The organism is Microbacterium meiriae (genome assembly GCF_040685015.1).
GTDB classification, from domain to species: domain Bacteria; phylum Actinomycetota; class Actinomycetes; order Actinomycetales; family Microbacteriaceae; genus Microbacterium; species Microbacterium meiriae.
Genome location: NZ_JBFBHD010000001.1, coordinates 1,229,919 through 1,251,691, shown reverse-complemented (window position 1 = coordinate 1,251,691; position 21,773 = coordinate 1,229,919). Strand labels below are relative to the sequence as shown.

Below are 21,773 nucleotides of genomic sequence, written 5' to 3'. Positions count from 1 at the left end.
ATCCGCCGGTCCCGTCACGCGGCGGGCGATGGCACGATACCCGGATAGGGTGTCTCCATGGACCTGCGCGTCGCCGCATACGGGGTCGTCACCGATGAGGGTGGGCGCCTCCTCCTGGCGCGATGGACCGAGGGCCGGCGAGTGGCCTGGACCCTCCCCGGCGGTGGGCTGGAGCCGGGCGAGGCGCCCGAGGATGCCGTGCGCCGGGAGATCCGCGAGGAGACGGGCTACACGGTGAGGGTCGGGTCGCTGCTCGGTATCCATTCCCGTGTCATCCCCGCCGGGCGGCGCGTGCAGAAGTCGTCGGATCCGCTGCACACCTTGCGCATCGTCTACCGGGCGGAGGTATCCGGCGGGAAACTCCGCTGGGAGACGGAGGGATCCACCGATCGCGCGGAATGGTTCCCGCTCCCCGCGGTCGCGGGTTTGCAGCGTGTTCGCCTGGTCGACATCGCGTTGCGGATGGCCGGCATCCTCTAGGAGTCGAGCCGTCAGCGTTCGTCGGGAACCGAGATGTCGGCGACGGTGGCGTCGTACGCGGCGATGAGGTCGTCGGCGTCGACGAAGAGGCTGTAGCCGTGCGTGCCGGCGCCCATCGCCACCCGCTGACCGACGATCGATGCGTCGGCGTAGACCGGCCAGTCGGTGGTGCTGCCGATCGGCACGATGGTCCCGCGCTCGTAGCCGGTCGCCGCGAGGGCCAGCTCGGGCTCCGGGAGGCGCAGCTTGTTGACGCCCACGAGGGCGCGCAGCTTGGGCCAGGAGATGGATCGTCCGCCGGGGACGAGAGCGAACAGATACGTGTCGTCCGAGCGTTTCACCACGAGGGTCTTCACGATGCCCGACGGCGGGATGCCGAGGATCTCGGCGGCCTCGACGAGGCTACGCGCCTGCGGCCGCTCGCGGATCTCGATGTCGAGTCCACGGGCGGCCGCAGCATCCCGCACCCGCGCGTGCGGGTCGGGAGTGGTCACGCGTCGGGAGCCGACAGCGGGTCGTCGGCCACCCACAGCTCGTCGTCGGCCCGCAGCGCCTGCCAGGCGGCGTAGAGCACGCCGACCGCGGCTGCGGCACCCAGGACGATGGCGATGACGGATCCGAGACCAGGACCCTTCTTCTGCGAGACGGCCTTGCGCGCCTTGTACTCGACGCCGTGACGCTTGGCGTTCGCGACGTCCCAGGCGGTCAGCGCGGTGCCGACGACACCGCCGACGATCGGGACGACCTTGTCGTCCACGACGTGCTTGCCGGCCTTCACCGAGCGGTCGACGACGGGCGCGACGCGACGGTTGTAGGTGTCCTGGACGACCGGGACGATCTGCTCGCGATTGAAGTTGCCGAGCTGGCGACCCGCCTCACGAGCGACGTCGGCGGCGTGGCCGACGAGCACCTGCTGGTCTTCCCACAGCTGGTTCGCGTCCTTCTGAAGACGACGTAGCTGCTTCTTCCGCTTGCGGCTGAGGCTCACGATGCTCTCCTGTCCATTGGAGTACGGGTTCCCCATCTTGCCACGAGAGGCTGGATGCGGCGAGGGAATCGCCCGCCCCTTGCATCATCGGCCCCTGCGTTGTACACGCCCGCCCGCTCACCGGAAGCTCTGCGAGAATGAACGCATGGTTCACGCTTCCCACGTCGCAACTCTGCACACCAACCACGGTGACATCGTCATCAACCTCTTCGGCGACCACGCCCCGAAGACGGTCAAGAACTTCGTCGGCCTCGCCGACGGCTCCCAGGAGTGGACGCACCCCGCCACCGGCAAGCCCGGCGAGGGTCCTCTCTACAAGGACGTCGTCTTCCACCGCATCATCCCGAACTTCATGATCCAGGGCGGCGACCCGCTCGGTCAGGGCGTCGGCGGTCCGGGGTACAACTTCGACGACGAGATCAACAACGAGCTCAACTTCAACGAGCCGTACATCCTCGCGATGGCCAACGCGGGTCTTCGCCGCAACGCCATCACCGGCAAGGTCGAGGGCACGAACGGCTCGCAGTTCTTCATCACGACCGACCCGACGCCGTGGCTGCAGGGCAAGCACACGATCTTCGGCGAGGTCGCCGACGACGCGTCGCGCAAGGTCGTCGACGCGATCTCCGCCGTTCCGACCGCGGCGGGCGATCGCCCGATCGAGCCGGTCGTGCTGCAGTCGATCGACATCGTCGCCGCCTGACGACAGCGACGGCCGATCCGGATGACGACGCCCGAGTTCACGAACAACCGTGAGAACTTCTGCTACCGGCATCCGGATCGGCAGAGCTTCGTGCTCTGCCAGCGGTGCCTTCGGACGATCTGCCCGGAGTGCCAGACGCCTGCCCCGGTCGGCGTCATCTGCCCGGAGTGCATGAACGCGGAGCGCAAGAACCGCACCCCTGCGCAGAAGAAGGCCGCGCGTCGGTGGCGTGGCGGTGGGGCCGCCACCATGGGTGCCGTGCGCAGCGGCAAGCCCGTGGTCACGTACGCGCTGCTCGCGGTGACGTCGTTCATCGGCCTCGTGCAGCTCATCCCCGGGCTCAACGCCCCGATCATCCAGGCCCTCGGCTTCTACGCGCCGTTCCTGTACCCGAACCTCTCCCTCCTGCCGTTCGAGCCGTGGCGGTTGCTGACGGTGCTTTTCGTGCACGGCGGCTTCGTGCATCTCGCCCTGAACATGCTCGCCCTGTGGATGCTCGGACAGAATCTCGAACCGATGCTCGGTCGCGTCCGCTACCTCGCGCTGTATCTCATCAGCGGTCTCGGCGGTTCGGTCATGGTGGCCGTTCTCGCGCCGGAGACGTGGACGGTCGGCGCCTCGGGGGCGATCTTCGGACTCCTGGCGTCGCTCCTGATCATCGGACGGCACATCGGGGCGAACGTCACCGGCATCCTCGTCATCCTCGGCATCAACTTCGCCTTCGGATTCTTCGCGGGCGGCATCTCCTGGCAGGCGCACCTCGGCGGCGCGATCACGGGTGCTCTCGTGGCGCTGATCTACGTCCGCACGAAGCGCCGCGACCAGCGGACCTGGCAGATCGTGTCGCTCGCAGCCCTGGTGGTGCTGTTGATCGTCGTGGTCGCCGTGGTACCGCCGCTGATCCTTTTGGCCTGATCCCGAGTTGTTAACAGGGTTGTTAACCCCTGTGAATAACATCGGTGTAATTCTCCCCAGTGTGGGGATAACCTGTGGATAACTTCCGCTTCGCTCCACAGACGAAAACCCCCCGCCGAAGAGGCGAGGGGTTTTCCGTCGTTCTGCGCGGTCAGCGCCAGCGTGTCGTCATGAGGAATCCGATGAGGGCGATGCCCAGGCCGATGGCCAGATTCCAGTTGTCGAGCCCGGGGATGGGGAACTGCATGCCCGAGATGTAGAAGACGAGGATCCACGCGAGGCCGAGGAGCATGAAGCCGATCATCACCGGCTTGAACCAGACGGCGTTGGGAGCGGCGTCGCCTTCGGCGCGCTCGACGGCGGGTTCTTCGGTCTTGCGGTCACGTGCCATGCCGTCATTGTACCCGGGAGACCTCGGCGCCGACGAGCCGTCAGGGCGCGGATCGGCGATGCCCCAGCTCCTGCTGCACAGGTCGGACGGATATGATCACGCCCATGACTGCATCTGTCGCGCCTGGGGGGCGGCGCGAACGGCGGCAGCGACCACGGTCGCGAGCCACGTTCGCGAGCGTGCTCGGCGAACTGCTCCTGACCGCGGGCGTCGTCGTCCTCCTCTTCGTCGCCTGGCAGATGTGGATCGGCGACATCATCATCGCGGCCCAGAAGAACGAGGAAGGTGCCGCGATCTCGCAGCAGCTCGCCGCGGGGGAGGCACCGGAACTGCCGCCGCTGGTCGAGACGGACGACGGCGAGACCGTGTACGAGGCGCCCGTCCCCACGGCGCCGGCCGACGGGGAGTGGTTCGGTCAGATGCACATCCCCCGATTCGGGGCCGACTACAACTTCGGCATCTACGGGGGCACGAGTCGCGCGCGCACCCTCGACCAGAAGGGCATCGGCGTCTACACGCAGTCGAAGATGCCCGGAGAGGTGGGGAACTTCTCGCTCGCCGGCCACCGGACGACCTGGGGGAAGCCGTTCAACCAGCTCGACAAGCTGCACGTGGGCGACGCGATCGTGGTGGAGACGCCCGACGGCTGGTACACCTACCGGTTCCGCACCCTGGAGTATGTGAAGCCGACGCAGACCGACGTGCTCGCCGACGTGCCGCAGATGCCGGAGCAGCAGACCGGCGAGCAGTACATCACACTGACGGCGTGCTCGCCGCTGTACTCGCTCGCCGAGCGCATCGTCGCCTACGGGGTGTTCGAGAGCTTCCAGCCTCGGGCCGAGGGGCCTCCGTCCGCCCTCACCGACCCACCGCCCCCGCCGGCCGCGCCGTCCGTCTGACCCGCCACCAGGAGAGAGAAGACCCATGTACGCCGCACTCTGGCGCCTGCTGCCCGGCCCGTGGTGGCTGCGCGTCCTCATCCTGCTCGTGGTGATCGCCGCGGTGCTCTACGCGTTGTTCTGGTACGTGTTCCCGTGGGTCAGCCCGCTCATCGCGCCGGGCGAAGTCGACGTCGAATGACCAGGGTGCTCGTGGTCGACAACCACGACAGCTTCGTGCACACCCTCGTGGGCTACCTCCGGGAACTCGGCGCCGACACCACGCTGGTGGAGTCGGACGCGACCGACCCGGCCGGGATCGACGCGCTTCTCGGCGCGCATGACGCCCTCCTGCTCTCTCCGGGGCCGGGGGCGCCCGTCGATGCCGGCGTCTCGGTCGACGCGGCACGCATCGCGATGCGGCGGGGAGTGCCCACCCTCGGAGTATGTCTCGGGCACCAGGTCATCGGGGCCGCATTCGGCACGGCCGTCGGTTCCGCCCCCGAGGTCATGCACGGCATGGTCTCGGCCGTCCGGCACGACGGCTCCGAGCTGTTCGCGGGCCTGCCCTCACCCTTCGACGTCGGGCGCTACCACTCGCTCGCTCTCGCGGCGGGTGACCTTCCCGCCGACCTCATCGTGACCGCGACCGCCCCCGACGGCACCGTCATGGCGCTCGCGCACCGGACACTGCCGGTGCACGGGGTGCAGTTCCACCCGGAGAGCGTCCTCACCCCAGGGGGCTACCGGCTCCTCGCCAACTGGCTCCGGCTGTGCGGCGACGAGGAGGCCGTCACCCGCTCCGTCCGCCTCGACCCGCTCGCACGCTGAACCGCCGCGGAGTGTCGCGTCAGGATCCGGTGCAGTAGCGGAGTTCGACCGACGACCCGACGGGGACGTCGCCCGGCGCGACGGACATCGAGTGCACGGTCTCCGGATCCGTCGCCGGGCACTCCGGCGCCTCGGTCGGCACCGGGGTGAGCCCCAGGTCCTCGACCGCCTGCGTGGCCGAGTCCAGGGACCAGCCGACGACGTTGTTCAGGGTGACCTTCCCGCTGGCGACCTCGAGGTTCACGACGGTGCCGGGAGCGACCTCGGCATCCGCCTCCTCGCTCGCCGTCATGACGGTGTTGGCGGCGAGGCCCTTGTCGTTGCGCTGCGTCACGGTGCCGAGTTCGAGGCCGGCGGCCTTCAACGCCTTCGTCGCGGCATCGAGGGACATCCCCTCGAGCTTCGGCACGACCACTGTCTCTTCGCCGGAGGACACGTAGAGGGTGACGGTCGAACCCTGCTCCACGGAGACGCCGCCCTCGGGGTCGGTGCGGATCACGTTGCCCTCGGCGATCGACGGGCTCGACTCGATGACGATCTTGGAGGAGAGATCCAGTTCGGCGAGATCGTCCTGCGCGCGCTCGGAGGCGACGTTCGTCAGGTCGGGGACGACTCGCGAGGTGCTGGGCACGTCGGCGGGACGCATGCTGATCGTCCAGACCCAGAACAGCACCGAGGCCAGGAGCACCGCCAGCAGGGCGACTCCCGCCCAGATCCAGGCGACGGGCGGTCCCGACTGCGTGCGGGCCATCGTGGTGTCGGTGCTGAGCTGACGCAGCGACCGCGCCGTCTCCTGCGCCTGGCGGGGGCTCGGGCCGTAGAGCTCGCTGGTCAGCGCGCCGATCTGCTTGCGGGTGGGTGCGGCGCCCGTCACCGCGGCATCCAGAGCGGCGCGGAAGTGCGCGGCATCCGGGTACCGCTGGTACGGGTCCTTGGCGAGGGCACGCAGCACGATCGGGTCGAGGGCGGCGGGCGACTCCTCGTTGACCTCGGAGGGCGGGACCGGCGTCTCGCTGACGTGCTGGTAGGCCACGGCGACCGGCGACTCGCCACGGAACGGCTGTCGCCCCGTCAGCAGTTCGTAGAGCACGACCCCTGTGGAGTAGAGGTCGGCACGGGCGTCGACAGGTTCGCCCTTGGCCTGCTCGGGGGAGAAGTACGCGGCGGTGCCGATGATCTGAGTGGTCTCGGCCACCGTCGAGGACGAGTCGGACACCGCGCGCGCGATGCCGAAGTCCATGACCTTCACCTGGCCCTTGTCGGTGACCATGACGTTGCCGGGCTTGATGTCGCGGTGCACGACGCCCGCGCGATGCGAGTAGTCCAGCGCTTCGAGGATCCCGTCGACGTAGCGCACCGCGTCCTCGACGGGAACCGGACCGTCGGCGATGATCTTCTTGAGCAGGGTGCCCTTGACCAGCTCCATCACGATGTACGGCGGCTCGTCCGAGGAACTGTCGACCGTCGACGGATCACCGGCGTCGTACACACGGACGATCGACGGGTGCGACATGCGCGACGCCGACTGCGCCTCCAGGCGGAACCGCGTGCGGAAACTGGTGTCGCGGGCGAGATCGGGATCGAGGATCTTGATCGCGATCTCGCGGCCGAGGGTCAGGTCGTACCCGCGGTACACCTTCGCCATCCCGCCGTGTCCGATGAGCTCGTCGACGCGGTACCGGCCCGCGATGACTTGTGGCTCTGTGGACACGGATGACCCCCTGGAAACGACTGCGGCTGGACTGGATACTCAGGCTACCCTTGGGCGCCGTCGCCGCCGTCACCCTCGCCGTCCTCCGGTGCCACGATCGTGACGGAGAGCGGGGGAGAGGCGTTCGACGTGCGCTGGTCGCCGCCGGAGCACAGACCCTGATACGTCGCGATGAGCTGCTTCCCGACGGCGTCGCCGACCGTCACCTGCGCGTTGCGCTCCGTCGGCTGGAAGTTCGGCCCGCCCGAAGCGAAGGTGCCGTTCTGCAGTGACACGACGTAGCCGGACAGCGTCGTGCCGCTGGGGCAGGTGAAACCGGTTCCCCAGGAGATCGTCACGGTGCTGCCCGCGACCGGGTCGCCGGTGATCGTCGGCTCGTCGGTCGGCGTCGGCAGCGGCGTGCGGCCGGCGTAGACCGTGAGCGCGATCGGCGTGGTCGTCGCGACGTTCCCCTCCGGCTGCACCCGGTAGACCTTGCCGACGTCGCCGTCGCTCGGGGCGGGGTCGCCCTCGCCGCAGGCGATGTCGGAGAACCCGGCCTCCTTGAGCGTCGCGGTCGCGGTGCCGCAGTCCATGCCGTTGAGACCGAGTGCGGTCACGTCGACCCGGGTCTCGTCGGGCGTGGGCTCCTGCGAGGGCGTCTGCGTCTGTGTCTGCGTGGGGGTGCGGCTCGCGGACCCGGTGGGGTCGGGGTCGGCATCCTTGCCCTGGTTGCCGAACAGCGCCCACAGCGTGCCGGCGACGACGATGAGCAGCAGGACCAGCAGCGCGATGAGCGGCCAGGTCCAGGCGCTCTTCTTCTTCTTTCTCTTCTCCTGCTCCTCCGCGGCGGCCTCGTCGGTGGGAAGCTGCGCGGTGGTGGGGAGGATGCGTGTGGTGCCGTCGTCACCGGTCGCAGTGAGCATGCGCGTGGCGTCGTCGTCGCCGGCGATGCCGCCCGTCGCGATGGCGGGCACGGCGATGGCCGCGGAGTTCAGGTCTCCGCGACGCAGGGCCTGGGCCGCACGAGCGACCGTGGCCGAGGAGGAGGGGCGATCCGCCGGCTTCTTGGCGATCATCGCCATGACCAGGTTCTGCACGGGGATCGGGACCGTCGGCGGCAGCGGCGGCGGCTGCTCGTTGATCTGCGCCATGGCGATCGCGACCTGCGACTCGCCCGTGAAGGGGCGCTTGCCGGCGAGGCACTCGTACGCGACGATGCCGAGCGAGTACGTGTCGGTCGCGGGGGAGGCAGGGTGACCCGACGCCTGCTCCGGCGACAGGTACTGCACCGTGCCCATGACCTGACCGGTCGCGGTGAGCGGTACCTGATCGGCGATCCGGGCGATGCCGAAGTCGGTGATCTTCACACGGCCGTCGGGCGTGATGAGGAGGTTCCCGGGCTTGATGTCGCGGTGCACGAGACCCGCGGCGTGCGCGGCCTGGAGGGCTGAAGCGGTCTGCGCGACGATGTCGAGCGTCTTGTCGGCACTCAGTGCGCCGTCCCGCTCCAGGATCGTCGACAGGGCCTCACCCGGCACGAGCTCCATGACGAGGTAGGCGCTGCCGTTCTCCTCGCCGTAATCGAAAACGCTGGCGATGCCCTCGTGGTTGACGAGCGCAGCATGACGCGCTTCCGCGCGGAACCGCTCGAGGAACCCGGGGTCCCCCATGTACTCGTCCTTGAGGATCTTGATGGCGACGGTGCGTCCGATGACGTGATCCGTCGCCTCCCACACCTCGCCCATGCCGCCGATCGCAATCCGCGACTGCAGCTCGTAGCGACCACCGAACGACACACCCTGCGTCGGCCTCATCTGCCCAGCACCGCCTCTATGACCTTCTTCGCAATCGGAGCGGCGATGGTGTCCCCGCTTCCTGATTGACCCTGTCCGCCGCCGTTCTCGACGACGACCGCTACCGCGACCGCGGGGTCGTCCGCGGGGGCGAACCCCGTGAACCACAGCGTGTGCGGCCTGTTTCCGTTCTCCGCCGTTCCGGTCTTACCGGCCACGTCGACCCCGTCTATTCTTGCACCCTGCGCCGCGCCGTTTGAGACGCTCGCGACCATGGCGGAGGTCACCTCGTCGGCGACATCCGGCTCCATCGCGCGACCGAACTCGGTGCTGTCGAACGACCGGATCACCGAGAGGTCGTTGCCGATCACGGCGTCGACCATCTGCGGGTTCATGACGACGCCGTCGTTGGCGATGCCGGCGGAGACCATGGCGATCTGCAATGGCGTCGCGGTCACCTGCCCCTGCCCGAATCCGGTGAGGGCGGTCTGCGCGTCGTCGAGCCCCTGCGGGTAGCTCGAGGGCGTCGAGGTGAGCGGGATGTCGAAGCTGCGGTTGAACCCGAACTTCTCCGCCATCTCCCGGATCGTGTCATCGCCGAGCTCGACCGCGAGCTCGGCCATGGGGATGTTGCAGCTGAGACGGATCGCCTCGGCGATCGTGACCGTCGCGCCGGAGCCGCAGGTGCCGCCCCACGCGTTGGAGACGCGACTGTTCGAGCCCGGCAGCGTGTACGAGGCGGGGTTGGGGAGGGTCGACTCCGGCGTCCACTCTCCGCTGGCGTAGGCGGCCGCCGCCACGACGATCTTGAAGGTCGACCCCGGGGGATTGAGGTCGCCGGCGATCGCCCGGTTCGACAGTGGTTTGCCGGGGTCGGCCACGAGCTGGTCGTAGGTCGCGTTGGCGGCGTTCGCGTCGTGGGTCGCCATGCTGTTCGTGTCGAAGCCGGGGGTGGACGCCAGTGCGAGGATGCGTCCGGTCTTCGGATCCATCGCCACGACGGCGCCCTGCAGGCCGTCCAGTGCCTCGGTGGCGGCGCGCTGCGCAGCGGTGTTCAAGGACAGCTCGACGCTGAACCCGCGCTGGGGCTGACCGGAGAGGATCCGCTCGATCTCCGCGAAGAACGCGTTCGAGCCGGTGCCCGAGAGATCGGCGTTCATCGCCTCCTCGATGCCGGTGCTGGAGCCGAGCGCGGGGTTGAAGTAGCCGGTGACGGGCTCCCACATCTCGGCGTCGGTGTAGACGCGCTGGAACCGGTACGTGTCGTCGCTGGGGACCGAGTTGGCGATCGCGGTGCCGTCGACGATGATCGCGCCGCGCTGGATCTCGTAGCTGTCCAGCCGGGTGCGCTTGTTGTGCGGATTCTGCGACAGCCCGTCGGTCTCGACGACCTGGATCCAGCTCGTCGCGGCGAACAGCGCGATGAACATGAACAGCATGACGATGCTGAGTCTGCGGAGTTCTCGTGTCATGTCAGCCGATCACCACCCGGGGCTGACGGCGGACGCCGTCGGAGATGCGGAGGAGGAGTGCCACGATGAGCCAGTTCGCGACGAGCGACGAGCCACCGGCGGCGAGGAACGGGGTGGTCAGACCGGTCAGCGGGATGACCCGGGTGACGCCGCCGACCATGATGAACACCTGCAGCGCGATGGTGAACGACAGGCCCGTGGCGAGCAGCTTGCCGAAATCGTCCTGACCGGCGAGACCGATGCGGACGCCGCGGCTGACGAACACCATGTAGAGGCAGAGGATCGCGAAGAGCCCGATGAGGCCGAGCTCCTCGCCCAGGCTCGTGATGATGTAGTCGCTGTGCGCGAGCGGCGTGATCTCCGGGCGGCCCTGCCCCCAGCCGGTGCCGATGAGGCCGCCGCGGGCGAGCCCGAACAAGCCCTGCATGGGCTGGTATCCGGCGCCGTCGGGGTCGACCTTCGAGGAGTCGAACAGGAAGAGCCAGTTGACGAAGCGGCCCTGCACGTAGCTGAGGATCTGGGAGGCGACGGCGACGCCGGCGACCACGAGGCCGAGACCGATGAGCACCCAGCTCGTCTTGCCTGTCGCGACGTAGAGCATGGCCACGAACATGCCGAAGATGAGCGTTCCGGTACCGAGGTCGCGCTGGACGACGATGATGCCGAGCGAGACGAGCCAGACGACCAGCACCGGACCGAGCTCGCGCATCCGCGGCCAGGTGATCCCGAGCACCCGCTTGCCCACCGACGTGAGGCTCTCCCGCGTGCGCACGAGGTAGCCGGCGAAGAAGATCGCGAGACAGATCTTGGCGAGCTCTCCGGGCTGGAAGGCGAACATGCCGCCGAGCGAGACCCACACCTGTGCGTTGGCGTCGGGGATCCGCAGACCGGGCACGAACGGCAGGAGCAGGAGGAGGATTCCGGCGAGTCCGAAGATGTAGGTGTACCGGAACAGGATCCGGTAGTTGCGCAGCAGGATGACCACCGTGATCGCCCCGGCCAGCGAGATGGCGGTCCAGGCGAGCTGTTTGGTGGAGTAGGCGTTCCACCCGGTGTTCGCGAAGGCGATGTCGATCCGATAGATCATCGCGACGCCGAGTCCGGTGAGCAGCGTCGCGATCGGGACGACGAAGGGATCGGCGTCGGCGGCGACGAAGCGGAGCACGATGTGCAGCGCGAACGCCAGAGCTGCCAGGCCGCCGCCGATCGCCAGGATCATCGGGTCGATGGTGCCGAGGGCGCCGAGCTGGACGAGGGTGAGGGCGGCGCCGCTGATCGCACAGGCGAAGAGGAGCAGCCAGAACTCGCGGTTGCGCTGCGTCTGCGGCATGCGCAGCCGGCGCAGCGCCTTGATGACCGTGGTGTCGGCCTGGACGTCGGTGCTCACCCGGCACCTCCCGACGGTGTGGCGCTCGGGGAGGGGAGCGGTGTGGGCAGCGGGGTCTGCTCGATGATGTTCGCCTCGGCGCCCGTGCGGAGACGGTCGACGATGGCCATCGCGTCGGAGAGCGAGCGTGCGCTGATCGTGCGCTCGACCGAGGCCCGCTGATACGGGGGCAGGTCGGCGAGGAGGATCTCGGTGTCCTCCACCGGCGTCGACAGCGTGATCGGACCGATGTTCTGCTGCACACCTTGGAAGATCACGACACTGTCCTCATCGGCGCCGATGAAGTAGCGCGTCTGCGTCCAGCTGTAGGCGGCGAACGCGGCGAAGCCCAGCATCGCGAGGACGACGAGGGTGCCGGCGATCCAGCCCAGCCGGCGGCGCTTGGCGCGACGGCGGTCCTCCTCGATCAGCTCCTCGAGGTACTCGGGTGCCGGCTCGAAGTGGCTCGGCTCATTCGCGGCCTGCCGCACCGGGTGCAGCCAGTTGCTCCGCGGGGCCCGCACCGGCGGCACGTAGACACCCGACGGGTTCGATGCCGCTCCGACGATCGTGGCGGTGCCGGAGTGGACGGGGTGCTGACCGCCGACGTCGACGATCACGATCGTGACATTGTCCGGGGCGCCGCCGTCGAGGGCCTGCTTGAGGAGGTTGTCCGCCGTGCGGCCGGGGGCGAGCCCGAGCTGCATGGCCTTGAGGATGCGGGCCTCGTCCACGACACCGGAGAGGCCGTCGGAGCACAGCAGCCAGCGGTCGCCGGGCTGCGCGTGCATGACGAACATGTCCAGCTCGGGGTCGGCGTCCATGTCGCTGAGCACGCGCATGAGCACGGAGCGCCGCGGGTGGTACCTGGCCTCTTCCGGCGTGATGCGGCCGGAGTCGACCAGGCGCTGCACGAAGGTGTGGTCGGCCGTGATCTGCGTCAGCGCGTCGTCGCGGTAGAGGTAGATGCGGGAGTCGCCGATGTGACCGATGACGGCATACTCGTCCACCATGATGATGGCGCTGAGCGTGGTGCCGAGCCCGGCGAGCTCCGGACGATCCTTGGCGGCGCGGATGAGGTCGCCCGCGGCGGTCGTGGCGGCGGCCTGAAGGGCGGCCTGCGCGTCCTCCGTGGAGGAGTACGGCTGGTCCAGCGGCTCCATGCGCTGGATCGCGATGCTGGAGGCGACGTCGCCGCCCGCGTGCCCGCCCATGCCGTCGGCGACGACGAACAGGTTCGCCCCGGAGTACCCGGAGTCCTGGTTGTTGGAGCGGACCTTCCCGGTGTGGGAGATCGCGGCGCTCGAGCCTTCGAAGACCATGCCGGCGTCAGGCCCTCAACTCGAACGTCGTCGCGCCGACCTTGACCGGGGTGCCGAGGCTCAGGGAGACCGGGCCGCCCGTCACCCGCTGGCCGGCCACGAACGTGCCGTTCGTCGAGTCGAGGTCCTGGATCGCCCAGGTGTCACCGCGGAGTATGAGTCGGGCGTGATGGCTGGACGTGTAGTCGTCGCGGATCACGAGGGCGGATTCGCTGGAGCGGCCGATCGTCATCGCGTCGGAGCCGAGGGGGAGCTCGAGACCGGCCTTCGGCCCGGACGTGATCACGAGGCGCTTCGCCGTCGCCACGGTCGCGGGGCCGGTCGAGGGTCGCGCCGACGAGGGACGGGGCGGAGCGGTCGGTGCCGGAGCGGCAGCAGCGGGTGCTCCCGCGGTGGCCTCGGCGGGGAGCTTGCGAGCACGCACCCCGAACAGGTCGGCGCGCAGGGAGTAGACGACCCCGAACACGAAGAACCACATCAGCACGAGGAAGCCGATGCGGAGAAGGAGCAGGACCAGTTCGCTCATCCGAGGGCTCCGAACACGCGGGTCGCGTCGTCGTCGGGGCGGGACGACCGCGACGGGGTGGCGACGGGGACGATGCGGAACACGAGGTCGGTGCGACCGATCGTGATCGTGGTGTCGGAGGGGAGGGCGGCTTCGCGGAGCTTCTGCCCGTCGACCTTCGTGCCGTTGGTGGATCCCATGTCGCGGAGCATGGCGCGCTCGCCGTCCCAAAGGATCTCGGCGTGACGACGGCTCGACCCGGCGTCGGCGATGGTGATGTCGGCGTCCGAGCCACGGCCGATCACGGTGCGGGCACGCGTGAGGGTGTGCCGGCGTCCGTCGACGTCGACCACGGCCTGCCAGCTCACGCGTCCTTCGACGGTTCCCGAGGTGACGCGCACGGTGCCGGTGGCGACCTTGTCGTCCGCCTCGAGTGTGAGGGACAGCGGGCCGGCGAAGCTGTAGCCCTGCGACTTCGCGTGCTTCGTGAGGAGGGCGTGCAGCTCGTCCGTCAGCGCGCCGCCGAGCCCGCGCATGCGCTCCGCGTCGTCGGGGCTCAGACGCACGACGTAGTTGTTGGGCGCGATGATGCGGTCACGGCTCACCACGGCCGCAGTGGTATCCGCCTCGCGTCGCAGCGCCGAAGCGATCTCCACGGGCTGGATGCCGCTGCGGAAGGTCTTCGCGAACGCGCTGTTCACTGCGCGCTCGAGACCCTTCTCAAAGCTGTCAAGTAGTCCCACTGGGCTCCTCTGGCATGCCGACCGGTAGGGACATCGTAGCCAGGTGACCTGGGGGAACGCCGCCGACGCCCCACCGGGGGTGTGCAACGAGGCCGAAAACGCGTGATATCCTCGGAAAGTTGAGTTCTTCGGAACGAGACGCTCGCGCGAGTGGCGGAATGGTAGACGCGCTGGCTTCAGGTGCCAGTGTCCTTATGGACGTGGGGGTTCAAGTCCCCCCTCGCGCACAGCGAGACATTCATGAAAGAGTCGGTCAGAGTCTGACCGGCTCTTTCTTCTTCTCCGCCGCGAACGCCCATCGATCGGTCTCACGCATGACCCCTTGGATGCACACCGTCGGACTCATCCTCGTCCGCATCGTCTTCCCCGGCGTCCTGGGCCTCATCAGTGGGCTGCTGCTCTGGTTGGGCATGCTCGAACGGGACGACGCGCCCGGGTTCGCCTGGGTGATGATCGCGACAGGGGGAGCAGGGGTCCTGGTGTCCCTCGCCGTGCTCTGGCGACTCAACAACGCGCGCGGTCGCGAGGATTTCCGGTGGTACGTCGTGCCGGAGGGCGAGGTGGAGGAGGCCGTCCCGCCGGAGCTGCTCTCGGACGAGGACAGGGAGCGCCTCACCCGTGAACTGGCCGAGGTGAACCGCCGGTGGCGAGAGGCACTGGAGGCGGGTTTCCTCTCCGGCGGCTCGCTCGCCGCCCACGAGATCCTTGCGGAACTCGAGGAGCGCGCCGCGGCTCTGCGCCACCGGCTCGGCCTGTCCGCCGAGCAGGAGAACTGACTCACGTCCTCATCCTGGAGGGACGAAAGTCACCCTGGAGTTCCCTGATCGCTCCCCCTACTCTCAGCCGTATCCCAGTTCGGAGGGGTGGGTGAACTGGGCACGGAACAGGGGAGTGTCCATGCAGTTCTCTCTGCATACGAATTCCGAACGCGAACAGAAGAACAAGGACCGGAGAACGCGACGACGCCTGCTGTCGCCGCGACGACCGTGGGCGGTGGCGACGATGCTGGCCCTCGTGCTCGGGTCGCTCGTCGCGCCCGTGCTGCCCGCGACGGCAGCCCCTGGTGACCCGGCGCAGCTGTACCTCGGCGTCTCGTACGAAGGTCCGATCGTCGGCTCCGACAAGGACCTCACGGCACCCACGGAGTGTCCGGCGAACTCGGTCCTCACCGCGGTGCAGACGGAGAACCGGACGGCGGAGGCCCCCGGCGCGACCGGCAACTCGATCCTCACGCGCTTCAGCCTGCAGTGCTCCACGATCACCGTGAGCAACGCGGGCGTCGTCACCGCGACGGTGAACCCCACCTGGATCACCGGGCCGGTCTACGACCAGAGTCGCGGGAATGTGCAGACGGCGACGTGTCCGGCGAACACCTTCGTGCACCGGATCACGGGTACGACCTTCGTCGGCGACAACGGCGCCCGCTGGCCCTCCTCGGTGCAGATCACGTGTCGTCCGATGACCTTCACGGCGGCCGGCGAGCTGCGGGTCAACCTCGCGGCGACCCCCACCGTGCTCACCGCAGGCCAGAACTTCAACACCAACGGCGGCCTCGACACGCCCACACCGCGATGCGGGCCGGCCGGGACGACCGGAACGAGCGACATCGTCGTGCGCGGTTATCGGGCGCAGAGCGGTGGCGAGGGCATCGACGGGTTCAACCCCTCGTGTACGACGATTCCCGACGACTTCGGCGATGCGCCGACCAGCTACGGTTCGGTCTCCCAGGAGCTGAACGCGGCGACATATCTGGGGTGGTCGGCGGATGCCGAGAGTGCGATGCAGTACAGCGCGAACGCCACGGGTGACAACGTGGTCGGCGGTACGGCCCCGAACCAGACCATCAACGACGAGACGGGGGTGGCGTCGTTCGGGCCGATCATGGCGAGCGTGACCAACACGTATTCCGTGTCGGTGCTGGCCTCGAACAAGGTGCCAGGGGTGCCGGCGACCTTGGTCGGCTGGATCGACTTCAACCGCAACGGCGTGTTCGATGCGAACGAGGGTGCCACCGCGGCGGTGCCCGCAGGGACGGCGGACGGCTCGTCGGTGACGCTGAACTGGTCCGGCATCGCCTCCCAGACGGTGGGCGGGCAGACGTTCGCGCGGTTCCGCATCCAGAGCGGGACGGGTCTGACCACGGCGACCCCGACGGGGACCGGTGGCCCGGGTGAGGTGGAGGACTATGCCCTCGCGATCACGGCTCCGGCGCCGTCTCTGGCGTTGACGAAGACGGTCACGCCGACCACCGCCTCCGCGGCGGGGGACACGGTCACGTACTCGTTCGCGGTGTCCAACACCGGCAACGTCGCCGTCTCGGGTCTCGGCATCCGCGAGTCCGCGTTCAGCGGCACGGGGACGCTCGGGGCGGTGAGCTGTGCGGCGACGACGCTCGCCGTGGGGCAGAACACCACCTGTACGGCGGCATACACGCTGACGCAGGCGGACATCGATGCGGGCACGGTGACGAACACCGCGCTCGCGACCGGTACCTCTGAAGCGAACACCGGTGTGGAGAGCAACCCGAGCACCGCGACGGTCACCACGACCCGCACCCCGGCGCTCACGGTCGTGAAGTCGGCGACCCCGTCCGGACCGGACGACTTCACGGTCGGACAGGTGATCGACTACTCGTTCATCGTCACCAACACGGGCAACGTGACCGTCTCGAACATCGCGGTGAACGAGACGGCGTTCACGGGTTCCGGCTCCCTGTCGACGATCGAGTGCCCGGTCGCCCCCCTCGCCCCGGGTGCGCAGACGACCTGTAGCGCGAGGTACACCCTGACGCAGACGGACGTGGACGGGGGATCGGTCAGCAACACCGCGACCGCCACCGGCGTGCCGCCGGGGTCGCTGACGCCACCGGTGTCTCCGCCGTCGACCGTGCGCGTGCCGGTGGACCCGGCTCCGGCGATCTCGCTGGAGAAGAGCTCCGAGACGACCGCGATCACGGCCGCCGGACAGACGATCGACTACTCCTTCCTCGTCACCAACACCGGGAACGTGACCCTGACCAACGTGGGCATCGATGAGGAGGCCTTCTCGGGCACCGGGGCGCTGGACGTGAGCTGCCCGGCCGGCGCCGGATCCCTCGCCCCGGGAGCCGAGGTCACCTGCACCGCGAGCTACACCGTGACCGCCGCGGACTACAACACGTCCGCGCTCACGAACACGGCCACCGCGACGGGCACGCCGCCGACCGGCACGGCACCGGTGTCCTCGCCGTCCACCGTCGAGATCCCCGTCACCTCCGCTCCGGCGCTCACGGTGACGAAGTCGGCGGACCGCACGGAGATCACCGCCGCGGGTCAGACCATCACCTACTCCTTCCTCATCACCAACACCGGAAACGTGCCGATCGCCGACGTCGGGGTGACGGAGACCACCTTCACCGGCACGGGTACGGCTCCTGTCATCACCTGCCCCGCGGCCGCCGCATCGCTGGCTCCGGGTGCGCAGGTGACGTGCACCGCTCCCTACGTGGTGACCCAGGCCGACATCGATGCCGGCGGCGTGACGAACACCGCGACCGTGACGGGCGAGCCCCCCACGGGCGAGCCGCCGGTGTCGCCGCCGTCGACCGTGGTGGTCCCTACGGACGAGACGCCCGCGATCAGCCTCGTCAAGACCGCCGACCCGACGTCGATCACCGCCGCCGGCGCGACCGTCGACTACGCGTTCCTCGTGACCAACACCGGCAACGTGACCCTGACCGGCATCTCCGTGGCCGAGACCGCCTTCTCCGGCACGGGCACGGCCCCTGTCATCACCTGTCCGGCCGCCGCCGCCACACTCGCGCCGGCCGCCCAGGTCACCTGCACCGCGTCCTACGAGGCGACGCAGGCGGACGTCGACGCGGGTCAGGTGACCAACACCGCCACCGCGACGGGCACGCCGCCGCGCGACCTCGAACCGCCGGTGTCCGCGCCCTCCACGGCGATCGTCACGGTCCCCGGCGCGCCCGCCCTCACGGTCGTGAAGACGGCCGACCGGCCGGAGATCACCGCCGCGGGGGACGTCATCACCTACTCCTTCCTCGTGACGAACACGGGCAACGTGACCATCTCGGACGTGACCGTCGACGAGGTGTCGTTCTCGGGTACCGGCGCGACACCCGTCGTCACCTGCCCCGCAGCGGCCGCGTCCCTCGAGCCCGGGGCTCAGGTGACCTGCACCGCGACCTACGAGGTGACGCAGGCCGACGTCGATGCGGGTGGCGTGACGAACACCGCCACAGTGACGGGCGACCCGCCCGGAACCCTCGAGCCGCCGGTGTCGCCGCCGTCGGAGGTCGAGGTCCCGTCGATCGAGACGCCCGGGATCACCGTCGTGAAGTCGGCCGATCCTTCGACCGCCGCCGGCTACACGGTCGGAACGGAGATCACCTACACCTTCGTCGTCACGAACACCGGCAACGTCACGCTCACCGACGTGACGGTGGATGAGACGGCCTTCACGGGCTCGGGCGAGCTGTCGGCGATCACCTGTCCGGCGGGGGCCGCGGCGCTCGCGCCGGGAACCCAGATCGCCTGCACCGCCACGTACACGCTGACGCAGACCGACGTCGACTCGGGGCAGCTGTCGAACACGGCGACGGCGACCGGAACGCCGCCTTCCGGAACGCCGCCGGTGTCGCCGCCGTCGACGGTGGAGATCCCGGGTGACCCGGCGCCGGCGCTGACCGTGGCGAAGACCGCGGATCGAACCGAGATCACGGCGGCGGGGCAGACGATCACCTATTCGTTCCTGGTGACCAACACCGGCAACGTCACGGTGCGCGACGTGACCGTGGACGAGGGCACCTTCACGGGCACAGGGACGGCTCCCGTCGTGACCTGTCCGGCGGGTGCGGCCACCATGGCACCCGGGGCCCAGGTCACGTGCACCGCCGAGTACGTCGTCACGCAGGCGGACATCGATGCGGGCGGGGTGACGAACACCGCGACCGTGACGGGCACGCCGCCGTCGGGGGAGCCGCCGGTGTCGCCGCCGTCCGAGGTCGAGGTGCCGTCGGAGCCGTCGCCCGGCCTGTCGGTCTCGAAGACGGCGGACCGGACGGAGATCACGGCCGCCGGGCAGACGATCACCTATTCCTTCCTCGTCGTGAACACCGGCAACGTGACGCTGACGGATGTCGAGGTGACGGAGGCCTCGTTCACCGGCACAGGGACGGCACCCGTCATCGAGTGCCCGGCCGCGGTGGCGTCGCTCGCTCCCGGGGACGAGGTGACGTGCACGGCCGAGTATGTCGTCACGCAGGCGGACATCGATGCGGGCGGGGTGACGAACACCGCGACCGTGACGGGAACGCCGCCGTCGGGGGAGCCGCCGGTGTCGCCGCCGTCCGAGGTCGAGGTGCCGTCGACGCCGGCACCGGGACTGTCGGTGGTGAAGTCGTCCGACCGCACCACGATCACCGCAGCGGGCCAGACGATCATCTACTCCTTCCTCGTGACGAACACGGGGAACATGACGATCGCCGACGTGACGGTGGACGAGACGACCTTCACCGGTACCGGCACGGCTCCGGTCGTGACGTGCCCGGCGGGAGCCGCGTCGCTCGCGCCGGGCGCCCAGGTCACCTGCACCGCGCCCTACGTGGTCACTCAGGCCGACCTGGATGGCGGCGGGGTGACGAACACCGCGACCGTGACCGGTACGCCGCCCACGGGCGAACCCCCGGTCTCACCGCCGTCGACCGTGCTGGTCCCCGGCGACCCGGCACCCGCGCTGACCGTGGCGAAGACGGCCGACCGGACGGAGATCACCGCCGCCGGGCAGACGATCACCTATTCGTTCCTCGTCACCAACACCGGAAACGTCACGCTCACGGAGGTGGGCGTGGACGAGGTCTCGTTCACCGGTACCGGCACCGCGCCGGTGGTGACCTGCCCCGCGGGAGCAGAATCGCTCGCCCCGGGGGCGGAGGTGACGTGCACCGCACCGTACGTCGTGACGCAGGCCGACATCGATGCGGGCGGCGTGACCAACACGGCCACCGGTACGGGAACGCCGCCGTCCGGGGAGCCGCCGGTGTCGCCGCCGTCGACGGTCAGGGTGCCGTCAGACGGGTCGCCGGCCCTCACGGTCGCCAAGACGGCGGACCTCACCGAGATCTCGGCCGCAGGGCAGACGATCACGTACTCGTTCCTCATCACCAACACGGGCAATCTGACGATGACGGACGTCGGTGTCGGGGAGGTGTCGTTCTCGGGGACGGGAACCGCGCCGGTGGTCACGTGTCCTGCCGAGGCGGCATCGCTGGCCCCGGGAGCGACGGTGACCTGCACCGCGCCGTACGTGGTCACCCAGGCCGATGTGGACGCCGGGCGACTGACGAACACGGCTGTCGCGACGGGGGAGCCCCCGACGGGACCGCCGACCAGCGAGCCGCCGGTCACGCCGCCGTCGACGGTCGAGGTCCCCGGCGACCGGAACCCGGCGATCACGGTCGTGAAGTCGGCCACCCCGAATGCTCCGGACTCCTATGTGGTGGGCCAGGAGGTCACGTACTCGTTCGTCGTGACCAACAGCGGCAACGTCACGCTGACGGATGTCGTGGTGAACGAGGGGGTGTTCTCGGGGACGGGGACGCTGTCGGCGATCGACTGCCCGGCAGGCACCGCATCGATGGCCCCCGGGGCGCAGCTCGTCTGCACCGCGTCGTACGTGCTGACGCAGGCGGACATCGACGCCGGTCAGGTGACGAACTCCGCCACGGCGACCGGCGTCCCGCCCGGGGATCTGCAGCCTCCCGTGTCGCCGCCGTCGGAGACGCGCGTCCCGGCGCTTCCCGCCCCCGGCCTGAACATCGTGAAGTCCGCGACCCCGGCCGTGATGACCACCGTGGGGGAGACTCTGGAGTACTCCTTCGTCGTGACCAACACGGGCAACGTGACGCTGGCGGACGTGGTGGTGGACGACACGGACTTCTCCGGGCAGGGCGAGCTGTCGGCGGTCACATGCCCGGATGAAGCGGCCCGCATCATCCCGGGGCAGACGGTGACCTGCACGGCGACGTACACGACCACTCAGGCCGACGTGGACTCCGGACGGCTGACGAACACCGCGACCGCCACGGCGACACCGCCCACGGGCACGCCGCCGGTGTCACCGCCGTCGACCGTGGAGGTGCCGTTCGACGGGACCAACTCCCTCGCGATCGAGAAGCGGGCGACGACCGTCGACGTCAACGCCAACCGGATCATCGACCTCGGCGATCGCGTGGAGTGGACGATCATCGTCACCAACACCGGGGCACAGACGGTTTCCGACATCGCCGTGTCGGACCCGACGGCCGGTGCGGTCACCTGCCCGGCGACGAGCCTCGCCTCCGGGGAGCAGATGACATGCACAGTGCCCCCGCACACCATCGACGCCGCGGACGTGCGTCGCGGCGAGGTGCGAAACGTCGCGACGGTGACGGGGAACACGCCGGACGGGCCCATCGATCCGCCGACCTCGCAGACGATCACCCGAGTGGTCCCCACCCCGCCGACCGGTCTCGCGGTCACGGGCGGCACGCTGATGGCCGGAGGGCTGCTCCTCGGGGGAGTGATGGTCCTCGCCGGGCTGGGTCTCGGCCTCACCCGGGTGCGCCGGCGAGAGGAAGAGCAGGAGCAGCGCTGACCGAGAAGTGGTCCGTGGCGGGTGCGAATCACCCGCCACGGACGGTCGGGTCGAAGGAGGA

Annotated in this window: 18 protein-coding genes and 1 tRNA gene; 9 read left to right on the top strand and 10 right to left on the bottom strand. The window is 69.4% G+C overall.

All coding sequences use genetic code 11. The features are described from left to right. The first annotated feature begins 57 nt into the window (after positions 1-57). Positions 58-480 carry an NUDIX hydrolase gene (locus AB0N68_RS06110; RefSeq protein WP_187662798.1) on the top strand — a complete coding sequence of 141 codons (423 nt, stop codon included), beginning with the start codon at positions 58-60 and terminating at the stop codon, positions 478-480. A gap of 11 nt (positions 481-491) precedes the next feature. Here the strand turns inward: AB0N68_RS06110 and AB0N68_RS06105 are convergent, their stop codons facing one another. Further along, the gene (locus tag AB0N68_RS06105) at positions 492-974 is read right to left on the bottom strand and encodes an aminoacyl-tRNA deacylase (protein WP_232089133.1); all 483 of its coding nucleotides are present in this window, start codon (positions 972-974) and stop codon (positions 492-494) included. Next, positions 971-1,468 carry a hypothetical protein gene (locus tag AB0N68_RS06100; protein WP_025102885.1) on the bottom strand — a complete coding sequence of 166 codons (498 nt, stop codon included), beginning with the start codon at positions 1,466-1,468 and terminating at the stop codon, positions 971-973. The genes AB0N68_RS06105 and AB0N68_RS06100 overlap by 4 nt, the downstream gene beginning before the upstream one ends. A gap of 145 nt (positions 1,469-1,613) precedes the next feature. Here AB0N68_RS06100 and AB0N68_RS06095 point away from each other — a divergent pair, with 145 nt between their 5' ends. Then, positions 1,614-2,171 carry a peptidylprolyl isomerase gene (locus tag AB0N68_RS06095; protein ID WP_187662799.1) on the top strand — a complete coding sequence of 186 codons (558 nt, stop codon included), beginning with the start codon at positions 1,614-1,616 and terminating at the stop codon, positions 2,169-2,171. Between the two features lie 21 nt (positions 2,172-2,192). Further along, the gene (locus tag AB0N68_RS06090) at positions 2,193-3,086 is read left to right on the top strand and encodes a rhomboid family intramembrane serine protease (RefSeq protein WP_187662800.1); all 894 of its coding nucleotides are present in this window, start codon (positions 2,193-2,195) and stop codon (positions 3,084-3,086) included. Positions 3,087-3,237: 151 nt separating this feature from the next. On the opposite strand, the gene AB0N68_RS06085 is transcribed toward AB0N68_RS06090, so the two are convergent. Continuing rightward, on the bottom strand, positions 3,238-3,477 hold the full coding sequence (locus AB0N68_RS06085; RefSeq protein WP_025102888.1) for a cell division protein CrgA: 240 nt from the start codon (positions 3,475-3,477) through the stop codon (positions 3,238-3,240). Between the two features lie 104 nt (positions 3,478-3,581). Here AB0N68_RS06085 and AB0N68_RS06080 point away from each other — a divergent pair, with 104 nt between their 5' ends. From AB0N68_RS06080 to AB0N68_RS06070, 3 genes are read left to right on the top strand one after another with little or no spacing between them, the layout of a single operon-like run. Next, the gene (locus tag AB0N68_RS06080) at positions 3,582-4,376 is read left to right on the top strand and encodes a class E sortase (RefSeq protein ID WP_187662801.1); all 795 of its coding nucleotides are present in this window, start codon (positions 3,582-3,584) and stop codon (positions 4,374-4,376) included. Positions 4,377-4,401: 25 nt separating this feature from the next. Beyond that, positions 4,402-4,557 (top strand): DUF4175 domain-containing protein, encoded by a 156-nt coding sequence (locus AB0N68_RS06075; RefSeq protein WP_136051341.1) that lies wholly within the window; start codon positions 4,402-4,404, stop codon positions 4,555-4,557. Beyond that, positions 4,554-5,186 carry an anthranilate synthase component II gene (locus AB0N68_RS06070; protein ID WP_292796862.1) on the top strand — a complete coding sequence of 211 codons (633 nt, stop codon included), beginning with the start codon at positions 4,554-4,556 and terminating at the stop codon, positions 5,184-5,186. The genes AB0N68_RS06075 and AB0N68_RS06070 overlap by 4 nt, the downstream gene beginning before the upstream one ends. Positions 5,187-5,205: 19 nt before the next feature. Here AB0N68_RS06070 and pknB read toward each other — a convergent pair whose 3' ends face one another. The 7 genes from pknB to AB0N68_RS06035 are packed head-to-tail and all read right to left on the bottom strand — an operon-like array spanning position 5,206 to position 14,080. Further along, positions 5,206-6,897 (bottom strand): Stk1 family PASTA domain-containing Ser/Thr kinase, encoded by a 1,692-nt coding sequence (gene pknB / locus AB0N68_RS06065; protein WP_280570303.1) that lies wholly within the window; start codon positions 6,895-6,897, stop codon positions 5,206-5,208. Between the two features lie 44 nt (positions 6,898-6,941). Continuing rightward, positions 6,942-8,693, bottom strand: a complete 1,752-nt coding sequence (locus tag AB0N68_RS06060; RefSeq protein WP_292796865.1) for a serine/threonine-protein kinase — start codon at positions 8,691-8,693, stop codon at positions 6,942-6,944. Then, complete coding sequence (locus AB0N68_RS06055; protein WP_268777826.1) at positions 8,690-10,144, bottom strand: peptidoglycan D,D-transpeptidase FtsI family protein; 1,455 nt, start codon at positions 10,142-10,144, stop codon at positions 8,690-8,692. The genes AB0N68_RS06060 and AB0N68_RS06055 overlap by 4 nt, the downstream gene beginning before the upstream one ends. Before the next feature lies 1 nt (position 10,145). Beyond that, a complete protein-coding gene (locus AB0N68_RS06050) occupies positions 10,146-11,531 on the bottom strand; it encodes an FtsW/RodA/SpoVE family cell cycle protein (protein WP_187662805.1) in 1,386 nt (461 codons plus the stop codon). Next, a complete protein-coding gene (locus tag AB0N68_RS06045; protein WP_060922719.1) occupies positions 11,528-12,832 on the bottom strand; it encodes a PP2C family protein-serine/threonine phosphatase in 1,305 nt (434 codons plus the stop codon). The genes AB0N68_RS06050 and AB0N68_RS06045 overlap by 4 nt, the downstream gene beginning before the upstream one ends. 7 nt (positions 12,833-12,839) lie before the next feature. Beyond that, positions 12,840-13,358, bottom strand: a complete 519-nt coding sequence (locus tag AB0N68_RS06040; protein ID WP_187662806.1) for an FHA domain-containing protein FhaB/FipA — start codon at positions 13,356-13,358, stop codon at positions 12,840-12,842. Further along, the gene (locus AB0N68_RS06035; RefSeq protein WP_025102897.1) at positions 13,355-14,080 is read right to left on the bottom strand and encodes an FHA domain-containing protein; all 726 of its coding nucleotides are present in this window, start codon (positions 14,078-14,080) and stop codon (positions 13,355-13,357) included. The genes AB0N68_RS06040 and AB0N68_RS06035 overlap by 4 nt, the downstream gene beginning before the upstream one ends. A gap of 144 nt (positions 14,081-14,224) precedes the next feature. Here AB0N68_RS06035 and AB0N68_RS06030 point away from each other — a divergent pair. From AB0N68_RS06030 to AB0N68_RS06020, 3 genes are all read left to right on the top strand, one after another. Beyond that, positions 14,225-14,307 (top strand) — tRNA-Leu (locus AB0N68_RS06030). Positions 14,308-14,394: 87 nt separating this feature from the next. Then, the gene (locus AB0N68_RS06025; protein ID WP_280568258.1) at positions 14,395-14,856 is read left to right on the top strand and encodes a hypothetical protein; all 462 of its coding nucleotides are present in this window, start codon (positions 14,395-14,397) and stop codon (positions 14,854-14,856) included. Between the two features lie 121 nt (positions 14,857-14,977). Next, positions 14,978-21,712: a CLIPPER-2 domain-containing protein gene (locus tag AB0N68_RS06020; RefSeq protein ID WP_280568255.1), complete on the top strand. Its 6,735-nt coding sequence runs from the start codon at positions 14,978-14,980 to the stop codon at positions 21,710-21,712. Positions 21,713-21,773: the final 61 nt, after the last annotated feature.